We start from the raw sequence: 16609 nt of genomic DNA, 5'->3' as shown, positions 1-16609 counted from the left end.
CGAATGGGGCGTAAATCAAATAGTATTGTCTTATTGTTCAGCCTTTTGGCTTTTATGGGATTGGGTCAAAAAACGCTCATTCCGGGCGCCGCTCAATTTCCCGCTTACTTGCCAGCTCTAAAAGGCAAACAAGTTGCTTTAGTCGTTAATCATACCTCCATGATTGGTAAGACGCATTTAGCAGACACTTTATTGTCACTTGGAGTTTCAGTGAAAAAGATTTTTGCTCCAGAGCATGGTTTTAGAGGTACGGCAGATGCCGGTGCTCACATTGATAACGAGGTGGATCGCAAAACAGGTCTTGCCCTTATCTCTCTATACGGTAAACACAAAAAACCTACGCCGGAGGATTTGCAGGGGATCGATGTCGTTCTTTTTGATATCCAGGACGTGGGAGCGCGTTTCTACACCTATTCGTCCACGTTGCATTATGTATTAGAGGCTTGTGCAGAAAATAAGGTGCCTTTAACGGTTTTAGATCGTCCTAACCCGAACGGACATTATGTAGATGGACCTGTACTCGAAAAGGCGCAGGCCTCTTTCGTGGGTTTAAATCCGATTCCGGTCGTGCACGGATGTACCCTGGGGGAATTAGCCAGGATGATTAATGGGGAAGGTTGGTTAGCGAATAGTGCCAAAGCCTCTCTGAATGTCATTCCTGTTGCGAATTATACTCACTCATCCCCAGTCCATGTGGCTATAGCGCCATCGCCTAATTTACCAAACGATCAATCCATTGCCTTATACCCATCCCTTTGCTTGTTCGAAGGAACGAATGTAAGTATCGGTCGAGGAACCGATTTGCAGTTTCAAGTGGTAGGAACGAATATCGCCGGCCTGGGTGACTATACCTTTACGCCGGTACCAAAGCCAGGCGCGATGGATCCTCCTTTGAAAGATCAGAAGTGTTACGGATTTAACCTGTCTACCTTGCCTGCACGAAATGTAGGATTCAGCCTGAAGTACCTTTTGTATTTCTACAGCAAATCAGGTTTAGGGGAGAAGTTCTTTACGTCACCGTCTTTCTTTGATAAGCTAGCGGGCACAGATCAATTGCGTTTAGCCATCATTGCGGGTAAAACGGAGAAGGATATTCGGGATTCTTGGGAGCCAGGATTAGTTCAATACCGAAAAATGCGCCAAAATTACCTGCTTTATCGTTAGAATTAGGCAAAAAATTCCGACATTTGCCGTTTATTTTTAAGCAAAAACAAACATGGCGGAAAAGATCCTTATACTTGATTTTGGTTCTCAGGTGACCCAATTAATTGCGCGTCGCATCAGAGAAGCGCAAGTCTATTGCGAAATACATCCTTTTAATCACATTCCAGAAATCGACGAATCGGTGAAAGGAATTATTCTTTCCGGAAGTCCTTGCTCGGTGAGAGATGAAGATTCTCCTCGCGTAGATTTAAGTCTGTTTGGTTCTTTACCCATTTTAGGTATTTGCTATGGAGCGCAATTATTAGCGCACCAAGGCGGAGGCTCTGTTCAAGCATCGGGTCATCGCGAATACGGTCGTGCTCACATGACGAGCGTAAAAGAGAGTCCTTTATTGAAAGGCTTATCTGCGACTGGCCAGGTTTGGATGTCACACGGCGATACGATTATGGAATTGCCGTCTGAATACGAGTTAATCGGTTCAACAGAGACGGTTCGTGTAGCAGCCTTTGCACACATTTCGAAGCCCATTTTCGGTATTCAATTCCACCCAGAAGTGACGCACTCGACGGAGGGAAGCATTTTAATTAAGAACTTTATCGTGGGGATTTGTGGCTGCGCTCAGACGTGGACATCGGATTCTTTCGTAGATAGAACCGTTTCAGAGTTACAGGCCAAATTAGGGAATGACAAAGTCGTTCTAGGTCTTTCTGGCGGGGTAGATAGCTCAGTGGCTGCGGTATTATTACACCGCGCGATTGGCAAAAACCTGTATTGCATCTTCGTAGATAATGGCTTGTTGCGCAAGGATGAATTCGAACAAGTTTTGGCATCCTACGAAACACTAGGCCTAAACGTAAAAGGAGTAAACTCCAAACAACGTTTTTACGACGCCCTTAAAGGTTTAACAGATCCAGAGGACAAGCGCAAAGCCATCGGGAAGACCTTTATTGAGGTATTCGATGAGGAGGCACATTTAATTGAGGGCGTTTCTTGGTTAGGCCAAGGCACGATTTACCCAGATAAAATCGAATCTGTTTCCCTAAAAGGACCAAGTGCAACCATCAAATCGCACCACAACGTGGGTGGCTTACCCGATTTCATGAAGTTAAAAGTGGTAGAGCCATTAGATGCCTTGTTCAAAGATGAGGTTCGTTTAGTGGGTAAAACCTTAGGTGTACCTAAAGATATTTTAGGCCGCCATCCTTTCCCTGGTCCAGGTTTAGGTATCCGAATTCTAGGCGATATTACTCCAGCGAAAGTGGATATTTTACAAAAAGTGGATGCCATTTTCATTAATGGTTTGAAGGAAGATGGTTTGTATGACCAAGTTTGGCAAGCAGGCGCTATCCTTTTACCTATCCAATCCGTAGGTGTAATGGGGGATGAGCGTACGTATGAGCAAGTAGTTGCTTTGCGTGCCGTTTCTAGTGTGGATGGAATGACCGCAGACTGGTGTCATTTACCTTATGAATTCTTAGGTCGCATTTCGAATGAGATTATCAATAAGGTCAAAGGCGTGAATCGCGTGGTGTATGATATTTCGAGTAAGCCGCCGGCTACGATTGAGTGGGAATAAATTGTTGTGTGTGTTCGAAAATGTGCTGCGCAATATTTTCTTCACATCACACAACAATTTATTTCAGTGGTATTGCGTGCTTCGCAATGATTTCTTCACATCACAAAACAATTTATTTCAGTGGTAAAGTATAAAGCACAAAGAATAAAGCATAAAGATGGAATCCCCGATGGGGATAATTTCAGGAGTGATTTTTTCATATACGTATTAAAAAAGGGATCGAATTCGATCCCTTTTATTGTATTAATGAAAATCATTTCTGAATTCATCGCCGGAGGCGATTCCATCTCTCTACTCTATTATCTCTACTCTATTATCTCTACTCTATTATCTCTACTCTATTATCTCTACTCTATTATCTCTACTCTATTATCTCTACTCTATTATCTCAGCGAGAACGCTCCACGAACAAACTAACGAGATAAAGCACCGTCTCCGTCGCTTTCTGCATATCCTGTACGGAAACCCATTCTTGTTTGCTGTGGAAGGCGTGTTCGCCAGCGAAGATATTAGGACAAGGTAAGCCCATAAAAGTTAGGCGGGATCCGTCAGTTCCGCCGCGAATGCTGGTGGTTTCGGCTTTTAGGCCAGCAAGGCGCATGGCTTCCATCGCCAGGTCGATGCATTCTGGGTGATTGACCAGAATTTCGTTCATATTGCGGTATTGCTCCGTTTGGGTGTAAGTCGCAGATGAATTAGGGTATTTGCGCAAGACCATCTCGGAAATCTGTTGGATAATGAATCCGTATTCGCGCAATTTTTCCGTTTCAAAATCGCGGATAATGAATTCGATGGTTGCTTCTTCCACACTGCCTGATATGTCCGTGGGATGAATGAAGCCTTCTTTTCCTTCGGTGGTTTCGGGGCTTAGGCGGTCCTTAGGGAGGGTGTTGACGATTTCTGCGGCTATTTTAAGGGCGCTTTCCATACGGCCTTTGGCAAAACCCGGATGCTGAGAAATGCCTTGAATTTTTACAACAAATCCATCCGCAGAGAAGGTTTCATTCTCTAAATGCCCGCGCTTTTCGCCATCTAAGGTGTAGCCGTATTGGGCATTAATCTTCTCCATATCCACATGATCCGTACCGCGACCGACTTCTTCGTCCGGTGTGAAAAGAATCGTGATGGGGCCGTGAGGAACCTCCGGATGTGCTGCATAAAAGGCAGCTACGTCCATAATTTCAGCGACTCCGGCTTTATTATCTGCCCCTAAAAGCGTCGTTCCACTGGCCGTGATGATATCATTGCCGATTTGTTCCGCTAAGTCTGGGTGTTCACTTAGCCGGATAATGACGGATGGATCATCCGGCAAAACCAAATCTTGTCCGTGGTAATAGGGGTGAACGATTGGTTTTACATTTTCACCAGAGCAATCTGGAGAGGTATCCATGTGGGCACAAAAACAAAGGCCAGGTACTTCGTGAGGTACATTGGAGGCAATGTGCGCATAGACATAGCCAAAATCATCAAGGTGTGCATTGGAAATTCCGAGGGAATGAAGTTCCTGAACCAAAACCTTTCCTAGATTTTTTTGTTTTTCTGTCGTGGGGCTGATGCTCGAGTGGGGGTCGGATTGGGTGTCTATTTGGACATAGTCAAGAAAACGTTCTTTCGATGTGAAGGCGTATTTTTGGATCAATTCCGAGAGCTGCGGCATAAAAATCGATTTATATTGAAATATTATAAGAAAAAATTGTCTTTATTAAATTTATTTCTTGTGGAATTATAAAGGTAATACACCTTTCAGAATTACGTATTATCTTAGTGCCTTGAATTTTATAAGCTTACAACTATGTCTCAAAATGCTGTGATTAACCTCGACGGCCAAACGTTCGAATTACCTACTCTAGTAGGAACTGAAAATGAAAAGGCAATCGACATTGCGAAACTTCGCGATTTATCTGGATACGTTACGTATGATCCAGGTTACAAGAACACGGGTGCAACAAAAAGTGCGATTACTTTTTTAGATGGCGAGGAAGGAATTCTGAGACATTGTGGTTATAGCATCGAAGAATTAGCCGATAAAGCTAGCTTCTTAGAAGTGGCTTATTTATTATTAAATGGTGAATTGCCTACACAAGCTCAATTAGATGAGTTCGAAGCTGCGGTAAAGAAATACACGGTAACGAACGAAGCTTTATTGAAAATCGAACAAGTTATTCCGACTTCTACGCACCCAATGAGCGAATTATCAGCTCTGGTAGGTTTAATGGAAGGTCAATATAATCCTGCTGAAACGAAAGAAAACATCTTACGTTTGATTGCTGCCTTGCCTATTTTCGCTGCATGGAACTACAAGAAATCAATTGGCGAAGCATTAGTAGCTCCGGATCAATCTTTGGACTATTGCTCGAACTTCTTGAAAATGATGTTCGCTAAACCAGGCGAAGATTACAAAGTAGATCCAATCGTTTCTAAGGCATTGAACAAATTATTAATCTTGCATGCAGATCACGAGCAAAACTGCTCAACTTCTACTGTTCGTTTGATTGGTTCTTCTCATGCAAGTTTATTCTCTAGTATTTCAGGTGGTATACAAGCGTTATTTGGTCCATTACACGGTGGTGCAAACCAAGCCGTGATTGAGATGTTAGAAGAGATCAAGCAAGCGGGTGGTGATACGTCTAAATTCGTAGCCATGGCTAAGGATAAGACATCAGGCTTCCGTTTGATGGGTTTTGGACACCGTGTATACAAGAATTTTGATCCTCGTGCTCGTATTATTAAGGTAGCTGCGGATGATGTGTTAACGGCTTTAGGCGTTAAAGATCCTGTGTTAACGATCGCTCAAGAATTAGAAGCTGCGGCTTTAAGTGATGAGTATTTCGTGGCTCGTAAATTATACCCGAACGTAGATTTCTACTCTGGTATCATTTACCGCGCTTTGGGCATTCCTACGGACATGTTTACGATCTTATTTGCGATCGGACGTCTTCCAGGTTGGATTTCTCAACACCAAGAAATGATGACAAACAAGGAGCCTATCGGTCGTCCTCGTCAAATCTACGTAGGTTCTCCTGCGCGTGCATTTGTCGATATCGCGAATCGTTAATCTTTTTTAAGCAGATTGAAAAAGCCTCCGATTTCGGGGGCTTTTTTGTTTTACGGGGAGATTCGGCCTAGCTTTGTATCCTTATGCGGATACTATTTTTCCTTCTGTTTTGTTTTTCTGTCAGCGCTCAGGTCCAAAAAGGGCAGGCGTCTTTCTATTCTAATCGATTGAAAGGACATCGGACAAGTAGTGGGGAGAAGTATAATCCAGCTAAATTCACGGCTGCACATCGAAAGCTGCCTTTTAATACGTGGCTAGAGGTGTATATGCCCAAAACAAAGAAAACCACTTTCGTTCGAATTATCGACCGTGGTCCTCACAGTCGCAAACGAATTATTGATGTATCGAGAGCTGCGGCCAAAGATTTGGGATTAATTCCCTATGGTTTTGCGACGGTTCATATTAAACCGGTAACGGAGAAGTCTCGAATTGATTCCTTGAATGCTATGGAATCTGAAGAAATTTATGAGTTTGAACCGAAATCCGCCACGTCGGATTCGCTTTCACGAAATCCACAATAAGGGGATTCATTTGTTCTTGCTTGGACCACTCGGGTTGCAAGTATAATTCCGTCGTATCAGGTAATTTTTCAGCCCACTCTTGTGCCCAAGGGATATCTGTAGGATGATTGACCACGACTTTAAGTTCGTTCGTAAGGGCTAAAATACCTTCATTAGGGGCTTTGAATTTTTTAGGGGAGAAACAGATCCAATCCCAAGTTCCGGTAATAGTCGTTGCGACACCGGAAGTTTCAATATGCGTTCTGAATCCAGTTTCTTGTAGGGCTTCCGTCAAAGGACCTAAATCGTGCATCAATGGTTCACCACCCGTGATGACCACTAATCGGCCTGGATTCTCAAGTGCTTCAGCCACTAATGTTTCTACTGTTTTTACGGGATGCGTATCCACTGGCCAGGATTCTTTCACGTCGCACCAATGGCAACCCACGTCACAACCTCCCAAACGAATAAAATAGGCGGCGTGTCCCTGGTATTTACCTTCCCCTTGCAGGGTGTAAAAAGATTCCATCACTGGATAGGTAAATTCGGCTCTTTTTACGGCGGTTTTTATATCTTTGGGGTTGGATTGCATTTGGACTTAAATTGAATCACAAAATTAAGTCTAGAATTGTAATTTAACTAATCGATGAATCCAACAAACGCAAAAAATCGACTATTTCTTGCTATAGGGCTAGTGGGCACTTTGTGCTTGTTATCCGCTTGTTGGTCAGCTCGTTGTCCGTATCAAACCTGTCGCGTCAAAGTAGAACACCGACACGGTGTAGGTTACTACCGTCCGAATGTGGCCTTTTCTTGGATGTGGACTCCACGTTACAAGCATATTCGTGCTGATCAATCTAAAAAGAAATCCAGATGAAGCAGAACGTCGTTTTTTCCGCGGGATCGCTGAATCAATTGCCCTTAGATTGGGAGGGAAATCGCCAGCGTATTTTGGCCGCTATTTCTCAGGCCTCTGCTGAAGGGTCGTCCCTTTTGTGTTTGCCTGAATTATGTATTTCTGGATATGGCTGTGAGGATCAGTTTTTAGCCCCTTTTACGGCCGCTAAATCGTGGGAGTCATTGGAGTTGATCGCTTCAGAAGTTTCAGAAATGGTCGCAGTGGTGGGTTTAGCTTTGCCTTTTGAAGGAGATTTATATAATGTCTCTGCCATTTTAGCGCAGGGTAAGATACAAGCCTTGATCCCCAAACAATTTTTGGCGGATGATGGCGTGCATTATGAACCGCGCTGGTTCAAACCTTGGCCTCGAGGACAGCGGAAAATGTACAAAGGAATTCCATTAGGGGATTACCGTATCCATTTTAGTGGAATCACCTTAGGTATTGAGATTTGCCAAGATGCTTGGGAAGGGGAGAAACGTCCAGCGTATGATTTAGCACGTCGGGGCGTTTCGGTGATTTGTAATCCGACGGCTTCTCACTTTGCGTTTGGTAAAGCAGAAATTAGAAAGTCATTAAGTTTAGAAGGCGCTCAGATTATCAATGGCGCTTATCTATTCGCAAATTTACTGGGCAACGAAGCAGGTCGGATCATTTTTGATGGAGATTCCTACATAGCGCACGAAGGTTCTATTTTAGCCCAAACACCTCGATTCTCCTTTCAAGATTATACGGTAGTTTCCCACGAATTAACGTTGGAAAAACGAAAGGATTCAGGAGAGGATGTAGTGTCCTTTGAAATTCCTATTCCTGAAACGCATTCAACAAAAACCGTCGAAGTCCCAGCTTGGGAAAGTTCAAAGACGAAAAAAGAGCACGAATTTTCTCGCGCCGTAGCTTTAGGTTTATTTGATTATTTACGTAAATCTCGCTCGCAGGGCTGGGTTTTATCATTGTCCGGAGGAGCTGATTCTTCTGCCATTGTTTCCCTTTGTGCGTTGAGTATTCAGTATGCAAAAGAAGAATTAGGCTGGGAGGGTTTGAAGCAAAAGCTGCATTACATTCCCTTGACTACGCCAGATAAGGCGATGTCTGAATTATTAACGACCATTTATCAGGGAACGGTTAATTCCTCCCAAAGCACGCGCGATTCTGCCCGTGAATTAGCGGAATGGATCGGAACACAGCATTATGTGATCGAAATTGATTCGATTGTTCAAGGTTACCGAGACTTAATCGAAGGAGCCATTGGGCGTCCTTTGACCTGGGAACAGGACGATATCACCCTCCAAAACGTACAAGCCCGCGTCCGTGCCCCTAGTGCCTGGATGCTCGCTAATATCAAAAATGCTTTATTACTAGCGACGTCGAATCGCTCGGAGGCGAGTGTGGGTTATGCAACGATGGACGGCGATACGTCGGGTTCGATTTCACCTATTTCTGGTATCGATAAGAGTTTTGTACGGACTTGGTTGCTTTGGTTAGAGGCTCAGGGCTTTAAAGGATTGCATTTAGTGAATAGTCTAGAACCGAGTGCGGAATTGCGTCCATTGTCTGAAAAGCAGGTGGATGAGGAGGATTTGATGCCATATCCGATTTTAAATACGATTGAACGATTAGTATTTTATGATTTAATGTCGCCGCATGACTGTTTAGAAGAGGTGAATAAGCGCTATGGTGCTGTTTTTGCCAAAGAAAAGCTCGAAGAATTCGTTCGCCGATTCTTCCGTCTTTGGGCTCGAAATCAGTGGAAAAGAGAGCGTTATGCGCCTGGATTCCATGTGGATGATTATAGTTTAGATCCGAAGAGTTGGTTACGCTTCCCGATTTTATCAGCGGGATTAGAAAAAGATATATAAACAAAACACGAACAAGCAGATGTTATTAGTTGTGGATGTGGGGAACACGGATATCGTGTTTGGTTTTTATGAAGATCAAACCTGGAAAGCAGTTTTGAGAACGCCTACGCACCAGCCATGGAGCGCCAACGGGGTGGTGAATTGGATTAAGAAGGAATGGGCATCAAAAGACTTAGGGGATACTTTGCCTTCTTTAGCCTTAATTTCCTCTGTAGTACCTTCTATTTCGCCTCAAATTCAACGAGGCCTAGCTTTATGGCTAGGTTATACACCAGCTGTCATGCGGCCTAAACTATATGAGACCTTAGCAATTCAGGTTATTGTTCCGGAAGAAATAGGCTCAGATTTAGTCGCTAACGCCGTGTATGCGCACGAAAACTATAAATCGAATGTGTTGATTGTGGATTTTGGAACTGCCTTAACCTTTACGCTAGTGAATGCAGATGGTAAAATGGAAGGCGTTTCCATAGCGCCTGGTCTTAAAACGGCCGTTAAATCTTTGTTCTCTCAAACAGCGCAATTACCAGAAGTTCCACTCGAAATGCCTGAATTTAATCTAGGAACCGATACGGTTTCGGCGATTCAAGCTGGGATTTTATGGGGTTATGTGGGAATGGTGAAAGAGATGATTAGCCGCGTAAAGGAAGACAAAAATGGGGATTTGAAAGTAGTAGCGACGGGCGGATTGTCCTCGATTTTGACCCCATTAGCCTCGTATTTCGATGAGGTAAATAAATTAATTACGTTAGAAGGTTTGCGCCTGATTGCCGAACGTTTAAAAGCCTAAGCCGATGTTTCCGAAAGAACAAGGATATTTTTTCCCCGCCGAATGGCATAAACATGTAGCTACCTGGATCACTTTTCCGCATAACGATCATTCGTGGCAAGAGGAGAAATTAGACCAGATGTACCCGGAATATTTTGCCTTAATTAAGGCAATTTCTGAAGGAGAACAAGTGCGAATAAATGTGAATTCCGCTGCTTTGCAGGCTTTTGTGGAAAGCCAATTGCCTGTTTATGGCATTGATCCAGCTAAAATTGAATTCAATATTCAACCCACAAATGATGCGTGGTGCCGTGACCATGGGCCAGCCTTTTTAGTCAAAGAAGGAAGTACAGAACGTTTAGTGGTAAATTGGGAATACAATGCCTGGGGTGGTAAATATCCGCCATTTTCGGATGATAATGCGTTGCCGGCTACGATAGCGACCCGTTTAACTCTTCCTTCTGTTTCTCCTGGTATCATTATGGAGGGAGGATCGGTAGACTTTAATGGAGCAGGTACGGTTTTAACGAGTCGTTCTTGTTTATTGAATCCAAATCGAAATCCTCACCTAAGTCAAGAGCAGATCGAAGACTATTTGAAAAATTATTACGGCGTTTCACAGGTGCTTTGGGTATCTGATGGAATTGTGGGGGATGATACGGATGGTCATATTGATGATACGGTGAGATTTGTGAATGCAAATACGGTGATCACGATGGTGGAACCGAATGTGGAGGATGAAAATCACGCGGTGTTAGCGGCTAATTTGGCAGAATTAAAGCAAATGACGCTGCTAGACGGCTCGCCTTTACAAATAGTGGAGATTCCCATGCCGGATGCCGTGGTAATTGATGGTTTTAGGGCTCCTGGTTCGTATGCGAACTTTTATATCTGTAATGCAGGAGTTTTAGTGCCTATTTTCGATTGTACACAAGACGAAATTGCCTTAGGAATATTGCGTCAATTATTTACGGATCGTCCGGTGATAGGATTGTCGGCACGGGAGATTATTTGGGGACAAGGTAGTTTTCATTGTTTGACTCAGCAAGAACCAGCGCCGTGCGTATAATCCCTTTTCTTTTCTTGATTACCTTGTTTTCTTGTGCTCGAAAACCTGTTGTTCAACCGGTTTCAACTCCGGATGATAAAAATACGCGGGTATCATTGAAAACATTGTCAGTGGTAAAGACGCAGGAGATGTTAGGGGATGAGTTATTGTTAGTAGGTGCCGTAGGTATCATAGAGAATGATAAGGTGAAGCCAATTCAGGTATTCTCATCGTATTTAGGGAAAGTAAAGAAGGGACAAGTCATTCGCTTAGATACAATTAAAGCGTTGGAAATACGTTTACATGCTGGCCAAAAAGCCAGCTTCCAACTTTCCCTCTTCGAAATCGAAGACTACCAGCCCACAAAGAAATGGGTGAATCGGTTTAATTCGGTGAGTGGGGTATTGGCTTTGCCTTTGGCCTTAAGCTCTGCCGAAAATCCAGTAGCCTGGTTTTTATGGGGAATGAAAGCAGGATCTCTAGGACTGGATTGGGTGAGTGAATTAGATGTAAAAGACCTTTTAGGTGTCTCAGAGACCCAATGGGATTACGAATCCGGAGTGTCCACTACTCGAACTGGAAAATGGGTGGGTGGTCGAAAATTCATCGATGCCTATGAATACCGGTACCAGATTCAAATTAACGTAGATTAACCGTTTTTGTCGGGGATTATTCGTAATTTTGTTAGCTTATTTTTAAGAATGAAGGATTTAAAATTATTTATTGGATTAGTCTTGTATTTGCCTTTCGCGATTTTTGCGCAGAGTGCATCGCCTATTCAGATTGGTCCTAAGAAGATATCGGCAGAGAGTTTTCTGCAAGTGTACAAGCCATTAGTTGAGTCTGATAGTATCACGAAAGACAATCAAGCGGCTTTTTTATCTGATTACATCGATTACCAATTGAAAATCGTAGCAGCGGAACAAGAGAAATTAGCTGATCAACCAGACTTTAAGGAAGAGTATGCAAGTTTTAGAAAGGAATTAGCTACACCTTATTTGGTGGACTTACCTACGTTGGATATGCTCGTAAAGCAGGCTTATCAGCGAATGAAAGAGGAGAAAAAGGTGAGCCAAATCTTAGTGAAGTTAGGGGAAAACGCAAGCCCTTCGGATACCTTAGTCGCTTTTCAGAAAATCGAGAATATCTACCAAAAGTTAAAAGCGGGTGAAGATTTCGCTGCTTTAGCTACTCGCTTTTCAGAAGATGAGATGTCAGCTGCAAAAGGTGGAGTTTTAGGCTACATCACTTCACTTCAAACGGCGTATGATTTCGAAAATGCCATCTATTCCATCGGAATAGGGGAATATTCAAAACCTTTCCGTACAGCTAGCGGCTACCATATTGTGAAGATCTTGAATCAACGCCCTAATTCAGGTAAGATTCGTTTAGCCCATATTATTGTGTCTGCTGCGGTAGATGCGCCTACAGCTTTACAAGTAGAAGCAAAAAAGAAAATTGAACAAGTGGAAGCCTATTTAAAGGCGGGAGAAAGTTTTGAATTAGTTTGTAAGAATTATTCAGAAGATCCTTATTCAAGAGGGCGTGGTGGAGAGATTAGACGTTGGTATTTTTCTTCTGATTTGAGTGAGGAATTGCAAGATGCCTTGTTTGGATTAGAGCGTTTAGGAGATCTTTCCAAGCCAATTCGAACGAATTTAGGCTGGCAATTATTTAAGTTGTTAGATAAGAAACCGCTCTTGACATTCGAAGATATGTCAGAGTTTATCAAACAAAAAGTACTGACAGATGCGGATCGCCAAGGTTTGATCAAACAAGCTTTTATGAAGCGTGTTCGCGTGGAGAATAAGGTGATTGTGCAAGAAGCGACTAAGAAAGCGGCGTTTGAACGGATGAACGTGGAAAGAACGGGATCTGAGCCTTTCTTGCAAGAGCCTATATTTTCGGTCTTAGATAAAACATACACGGTAGGTGATTTTTATTCACACGTTCAGTCTCAGCAAAAGAGACGCATTAAATCGTTAGGTTATTTGCCTGTCGTTTCAGAGCAATCGTATTTAGATGAGTTGATTGAGAAAGAGACACTGAATGTGGAAGAAGCGAATTTGGAAAGTAAGTACCCTGCGTTTAAAGAGCAGATGGCTGATTTCTTAGAGGGAAGTTTGTTTAGCAAGATGACGGATCGGGAGATTTTCGAAAAGTCATTAGACTCGTTAACTCAGGCCAAATTCTATCAGGCCAACAAGGCACAATTTGTCATGCCGGCTCGTGTGGAAGCAAAACTAGTGGTGGCAGATACCCAGAAAACGTTGAAAGAGGCTTTGGACTTATTAAAAAAGTCGCCTTATCCGATGAATAAGAAGTTTGCGGATCTTTCTTTTGGTTTAAAGGAATCAAAGTTAGAGGAGTCATCAACAAAATTATTAGCGGAACTATTCTTGACCATGGCGAAGAACGTGGACTATGTCGTTGAAATTTCAGGACACCGCGATGCCTCAGAAGAAGATAGTTTGTCAGAAGCGCGTATTAATAAGGTCGTTTCTTATTTAAATGCCAAAGGAATTTCTTCCCACCGCATCATTCAAAAGGATGAAGCGAACTTAAAGGCGGCTTCCAAAACAGTGAAAACTAAAAATGCCCGCGTTTCCTTCCGTTTCTTCTCCTCGAGTATGGACGATGTGGTGAAACGTTTTAATGCCTTGAAACCTGAGAGTTTGGAAGCGAAAGAAGGGTATTTCAAAAAAGGCGTTTCTCCTGTGATCGATGCTATTGAATGGACGATAGGTGCTAAAAACTATGAAGCTGCGGGTAAATTCGCCTTTGTAGAGGTGAAGAAAGTGGAGCCTGAGCGTTCACGCTCTTTTGAAGAGGCGAGAGGTTTAGTTATTCGTGCCCTTCAGGAGCGTTTAGAAAAAGAATGGGTTGCGAAATTAAAGCAACAATACCCGGTAGAGATTAACCAGGTGGAATTAGAAAAATTACTGAAATAATAGAAATATGAAATTGACTCGTTGGGTTTTAGGTTGGTGTTTAGTGTTAGGGAGTTTATCTGCGTTTGCGCAAGAGGAAGCAAACAAGAATGTGTTAGATCGCATCATAGTGAAGGTAGATAATTACTTCATTTTGAAATCTGAGGTAGAGAATCAGTACCAGCAATACCTGACAAGCGGACAAGCAAATACACCTAATCGCTGCCAAATTTTGGAAGGATTAGTTGTTAACAAATTAATGCTCGCAAAAGCAGAGATTGATTCCGTAATCGTGGAAGATAAGCGAATCGAGGCTGAACTAACAAGTCGTATGGAGCAAATGGAGGGTCAATATGGATCAGCAAAGAACATCGTTGAGGCCTATGGGAAATCTATTGCTACCTTAAAAGAGGATTTACGTTCTTCTTTAAAAGAACAATTGACGGGCCGTAAAATGCAGGATAAAATCACGGATGACGTGAAAATTACGCCTAAGGAGGTTGCCGCATTTTTCAATGAGATTCCTCGTGATTCATTACCCTATTTGCCTGCAGAGGTCGAGATTAGCCACATCATTCGCGTCGCAAAGCCGAATAAGAATCAGAAGGAAGAGTTGTATGCGAAGTTATTGGATTTCCGTCGTCGGGTAGAAAAAGGGGAGAGTTTTGAGGATTTGGCCAAAGTACATTCAGAAGATTTAGGTTCAGGAAAACGTGGTGGAGATTTAGGATTTGCCAAACGTGGTGCCATGGTTGCTCCCTTCGAGGCAGCCGCCTTGCGCTTAAAGCCGAATCAAATGTCGGATGTAGTAGAGTCAGAATTTGGTTTCCACTTAATCCAATTATTGGAAATCAGAGGTCAAGAATACCACGCACGCCATATCTTATTGCGTCCCGATTACCAGAAACTTGATTTAACTGAGCCTACTAAATTCCTAGATAGTATTCGCGTACTAGTTCAGCGCGATTCAACTACGTTTGAAAAGGCAGCAAAAGAATTCTCAGAAGACAAAGCTACCCAAGATGCTGGTGGCGTATTGATGGATCCTAGTAATGGCGCTAATCGTTTAGCCTATGATGGAACAATGGATCCAGCCTTATTCTTTGCCTTGGATTCAATGAAGGTGGGAACCATTTCCGCGCCGATTCCTTTCCGTACAGACGATGGCCGCTCAGCCGTACGTATTTTGTTTTTCAAAGCAAAACACCCTCCGCACTTTGCTAACCTAAAGGATGATTACCAAAAGCTATCTCAAATCACGTTGTCTCGTAAAAAGAACAACGCCATCGAAAAGTGGTTTATGAAGGCGAAAGACGATGTGTTTATCTTTATTGATGACGAGTATAAGGATTGTAAGATCTTAGAGGATGTGCAGCAAAGAGAGTAATCTAGATTAGAGATAATTGAGTAGAGAGTATAGATGTAAAGCATAGAGCATAAAGCACAAAGCATAAATTTGGAATCAAAAAAAACGGCATAGGCCGCTTTTTTTGATTGTTTACTGTCTTCAGAGTTGTTTTTTCTTTGGTGAAATTCTCTAAATTATTGCGAAGCACAATTTTGAATGGAATGAAAACTACACGGCGACAGGCGCCTTAATCCCCGGATAAGGATCGTATCCTTCCAGCGTAAAGTCTTCGTATTTGAAATCCAAAATATCCTTCACCTCGGGATTGATCTTCATCGTAGGTAAGGCACGTGGAGTGCGCGTTAATTGCAGATCCACTTGCTCCATATGATTGCTGTATAGGTGAGTGTCTCCACCCGTCCAAATAAAATCACCTAGACCTAAATCACATACTTGCGCCATCATCATCGTCAATAAGGCATAAGAAGCGATGTTGAAGGGAACTCCCAAGAATACGTCTGCAGAGCGTTGGTATAATTGACAAGAAAGCTTTCCGTTCGCCACATAGAACTGAAAGAAGGCATGGCAAGGCATTAGTGCCATTTTAGGCAGGTCTGCTACGTTCCAGGCACTCACAATGATGCGACGGGAGTCAGGGTTTGTTTTAAGTGTGTGAACGGCCTCTTTGATTTGGTCAATCACCACACCATTTGCACCTTCCCAGCTTCTCCATTGCTTTCCGTAAACAGGACCTAGATCTCCGTTTTCGTCTGCCCATTCATCCCAAATACGCACACCATTCTCAGTCAAATAACCAATATTTGTTTCGCCATTTAAGAACCACAATAATTCATGAATGATCGATTTTAAGTGCGTTTTCTTCGTTGTAACTAAAGGGAAACCTTCTTCTAGGTTAAAGCGCATTTGGTAGCCAAAAACGCTCGTCGTACCCGTACCTGTGCGATCAGATTTGAAGGTGCCGTTTTCTTTAATGTGGGTTAATAAATCTAAGTAGGCTTGCATATTAGGCGTCGAATTTTTCTCCGTTTAAAACTAAGGTATGAGTAATGGTTGAGCTAGGCTCTAATTGAGCGGTAGCTGAACAGTATTTGTCCATAGACATTTGAATCGCTTTTAGGGCTTTTGAGCCGTCGATTTGGCCTTTTAATTCAAATTGTATGTTGATCTGACGGAAGGGGGTTTTCTCCGTTCCTTCGATCTTTTCGCGATCGCCTGAAACACGGATTTGGAAGTCCTCTACGATTTGACGTTGCTTCTTTAAAATAAGAATAACATCAATGGCCGTGCAACCACCTAAGCCCATTAAAAGTAGTTCCATGGGACGTGCGCCCGCATTGTGTCCGCCAATACCTTCCGCCGCATCGATGTGCACGGGGATGGGAGAGGAGCCTTTGGCCTCAAAATGAAAATCTTGATCTAAGCGATTTAATACTACTTCCATGGC

General features: G+C 42.9%; 15 protein-coding genes. 11 read left to right on the top strand and 4 right to left on the bottom strand.

Going from position 1 to position 16609, the window contains the following annotated elements; all coding sequences use genetic code 11:
- The first annotated feature begins 3 nt into the window (after nt 1–3).
- Together G9X62_RS00550 and guaA are read left to right on the top strand one after the other, a co-directional pair.
- On the top strand, nt 4–1164 hold the full coding sequence (locus tag G9X62_RS00550; protein ID WP_223130896.1) for an exo-beta-N-acetylmuramidase NamZ family protein: 1161 nt from the start codon (nt 4–6) through the stop codon (nt 1162–1164).
- Between the two features lie 52 nt (nt 1165–1216).
- Nucleotides 1217–2740, top strand: a complete 1524-nt coding sequence (gene guaA, locus G9X62_RS00545; protein ID WP_130923150.1) for a glutamine-hydrolyzing GMP synthase — start codon at nt 1217–1219, stop codon at nt 2738–2740.
- A 388-nt stretch (nt 2741–3128) separates the two neighbouring features.
- Here guaA and pepT read toward each other — a convergent pair whose 3' ends face one another.
- Nucleotides 3129–4397: a peptidase T gene (gene pepT, locus G9X62_RS00540; RefSeq protein WP_223130895.1), complete on the bottom strand. Its 1269-nt coding sequence runs from the start codon at nt 4395–4397 to the stop codon at nt 3129–3131.
- Between the two features lie 135 nt (nt 4398–4532).
- On the opposite strand from pepT, the gene G9X62_RS00535 reads away from it, so the two are divergent.
- On the top strand, nt 4533–5795 hold the full coding sequence (locus G9X62_RS00535) for a citrate synthase (protein ID WP_223130894.1): 1263 nt from the start codon (nt 4533–4535) through the stop codon (nt 5793–5795).
- 83 nt (nt 5796–5878) lie between these two features.
- Nucleotides 5879–6316 carry a septal ring lytic transglycosylase RlpA family protein gene (locus G9X62_RS00530; RefSeq protein WP_223130893.1) on the top strand — a complete coding sequence of 146 codons (438 nt, stop codon included), beginning with the start codon at nt 5879–5881 and terminating at the stop codon, nt 6314–6316.
- Here G9X62_RS00530 and G9X62_RS00525 read toward each other — a convergent pair.
- Nucleotides 6240–6887 carry a 7-carboxy-7-deazaguanine synthase QueE gene (locus G9X62_RS00525; RefSeq protein ID WP_261345522.1) on the bottom strand — a complete coding sequence of 216 codons (648 nt, stop codon included), beginning with the start codon at nt 6885–6887 and terminating at the stop codon, nt 6240–6242. The two genes, G9X62_RS00530 and G9X62_RS00525, sit on opposite strands and share 77 nt — an antisense overlap.
- A 54-nt stretch (nt 6888–6941) precedes the next feature.
- On the opposite strand from G9X62_RS00525, the gene G9X62_RS00520 reads away from it, so the two are divergent.
- The 7 genes from G9X62_RS00520 to G9X62_RS00490 are packed head-to-tail and all read left to right on the top strand — an operon-like array spanning nt 6942 to nt 15183.
- Entirely contained in the window at nt 6942–7172 is a 231-nt protein-coding gene (locus G9X62_RS00520; protein WP_223130892.1) for a hypothetical protein, read from the top strand.
- Nucleotides 7169–9052: an NAD(+) synthase gene (gene nadE, locus G9X62_RS00515; RefSeq protein ID WP_223130891.1), complete on the top strand. Its 1884-nt coding sequence runs from the start codon at nt 7169–7171 to the stop codon at nt 9050–9052. The genes G9X62_RS00520 and nadE overlap by 4 nt, the downstream gene beginning before the upstream one ends.
- Before the next feature lie 19 nt (nt 9053–9071).
- The gene (locus G9X62_RS00510) at nt 9072–9839 is read left to right on the top strand and encodes a type III pantothenate kinase (protein ID WP_223130890.1); all 768 of its coding nucleotides are present in this window, start codon (nt 9072–9074) and stop codon (nt 9837–9839) included.
- Between the two features lie 4 nt (nt 9840–9843).
- Entirely contained in the window at nt 9844–10887 is a 1044-nt protein-coding gene (locus tag G9X62_RS00505) for an agmatine deiminase family protein (RefSeq protein WP_223130889.1), read from the top strand.
- Entirely contained in the window at nt 10878–11519 is a 642-nt protein-coding gene (locus G9X62_RS00500) for a hypothetical protein (RefSeq protein ID WP_223130888.1), read from the top strand. The genes G9X62_RS00505 and G9X62_RS00500 overlap by 10 nt, the downstream gene beginning before the upstream one ends.
- 48 nt (nt 11520–11567) lie before the next feature.
- The gene (locus G9X62_RS00495) at nt 11568–13817 is read left to right on the top strand and encodes a peptidylprolyl isomerase (RefSeq protein ID WP_223130887.1); all 2250 of its coding nucleotides are present in this window, start codon (nt 11568–11570) and stop codon (nt 13815–13817) included.
- Nucleotides 13818–13824: 7 nt separating this feature from the next.
- The gene (locus G9X62_RS00490) at nt 13825–15183 is read left to right on the top strand and encodes a peptidylprolyl isomerase (RefSeq protein ID WP_223130886.1); all 1359 of its coding nucleotides are present in this window, start codon (nt 13825–13827) and stop codon (nt 15181–15183) included.
- 189 nt (nt 15184–15372) lie between these two features.
- Here the strand turns inward: G9X62_RS00490 and G9X62_RS00485 are convergent, their stop codons facing one another.
- On the bottom strand, nt 15373–16167 hold the full coding sequence (locus G9X62_RS00485; RefSeq protein ID WP_223130885.1) for a thymidylate synthase: 795 nt from the start codon (nt 16165–16167) through the stop codon (nt 15373–15375).
- 1 nt (nt 16168) lies between these two features.
- On the bottom strand, nt 16169–16606 hold the full coding sequence (locus tag G9X62_RS00480) for an OsmC family protein (protein ID WP_223130884.1): 438 nt from the start codon (nt 16604–16606) through the stop codon (nt 16169–16171).
- Nucleotides 16607–16609: the final 3 nt, after the last annotated feature.

Source organism: Aquirufa lenticrescens (assembly GCF_019916085.1).
Taxonomy (GTDB): Bacteria; Bacteroidota; Bacteroidia; order Cytophagales; family Spirosomataceae; genus Aquirufa; species Aquirufa lenticrescens.
The sequence above is the reverse complement of the archived record's forward strand: the minus strand, read 5'-3'. Positions and strand labels throughout refer to the sequence as shown.

Coding starts and splice junctions, on each gene's coding strand:
- G9X62_RS00550 (WP_223130896.1), top strand. CDS start 4: ATGGGGCGTAAATCAAATAGTATTGTCTTATTGTTCAGCCTTTTGGCT.
- guaA (WP_130923150.1), top strand. CDS start 1,217: ATGGCGGAAAAGATCCTTATACTTGATTTTGGTTCTCAGGTGACCCAA.
- pepT (WP_223130895.1), bottom strand. CDS start 4,397: ATGCCGCAGCTCTCGGAATTGATCCAAAAATACGCCTTCACATCGAAA.
- G9X62_RS00535 (WP_223130894.1), top strand. CDS start 4,533: ATGTCTCAAAATGCTGTGATTAACCTCGACGGCCAAACGTTCGAATTA.
- G9X62_RS00530 (WP_223130893.1), top strand. CDS start 5,879: ATGCGGATACTATTTTTCCTTCTGTTTTGTTTTTCTGTCAGCGCTCAG.
- G9X62_RS00525 (WP_261345522.1), bottom strand. CDS start 6,887: ATGCAATCCAACCCCAAAGATATAAAAACCGCCGTAAAAAGAGCCGAA.
- G9X62_RS00520 (WP_223130892.1), top strand. CDS start 6,942: ATGAATCCAACAAACGCAAAAAATCGACTATTTCTTGCTATAGGGCTA.
- nadE (WP_223130891.1), top strand. CDS start 7,169: ATGAAGCAGAACGTCGTTTTTTCCGCGGGATCGCTGAATCAATTGCCC.
- G9X62_RS00510 (WP_223130890.1), top strand. CDS start 9,072: ATGTTATTAGTTGTGGATGTGGGGAACACGGATATCGTGTTTGGTTTT.
- G9X62_RS00505 (WP_223130889.1), top strand. CDS start 9,844: ATGTTTCCGAAAGAACAAGGATATTTTTTCCCCGCCGAATGGCATAAA.
- G9X62_RS00495 (WP_223130887.1), top strand. CDS start 11,568: ATGAAGGATTTAAAATTATTTATTGGATTAGTCTTGTATTTGCCTTTC.
- G9X62_RS00490 (WP_223130886.1), top strand. CDS start 13,825: ATGAAATTGACTCGTTGGGTTTTAGGTTGGTGTTTAGTGTTAGGGAGT.
- G9X62_RS00485 (WP_223130885.1), bottom strand. CDS start 16,167: ATGCAAGCCTACTTAGATTTATTAACCCACATTAAAGAAAACGGCACC.
- G9X62_RS00480 (WP_223130884.1), bottom strand. CDS start 16,606: ATGGAAGTAGTATTAAATCGCTTAGATCAAGATTTTCATTTTGAGGCC.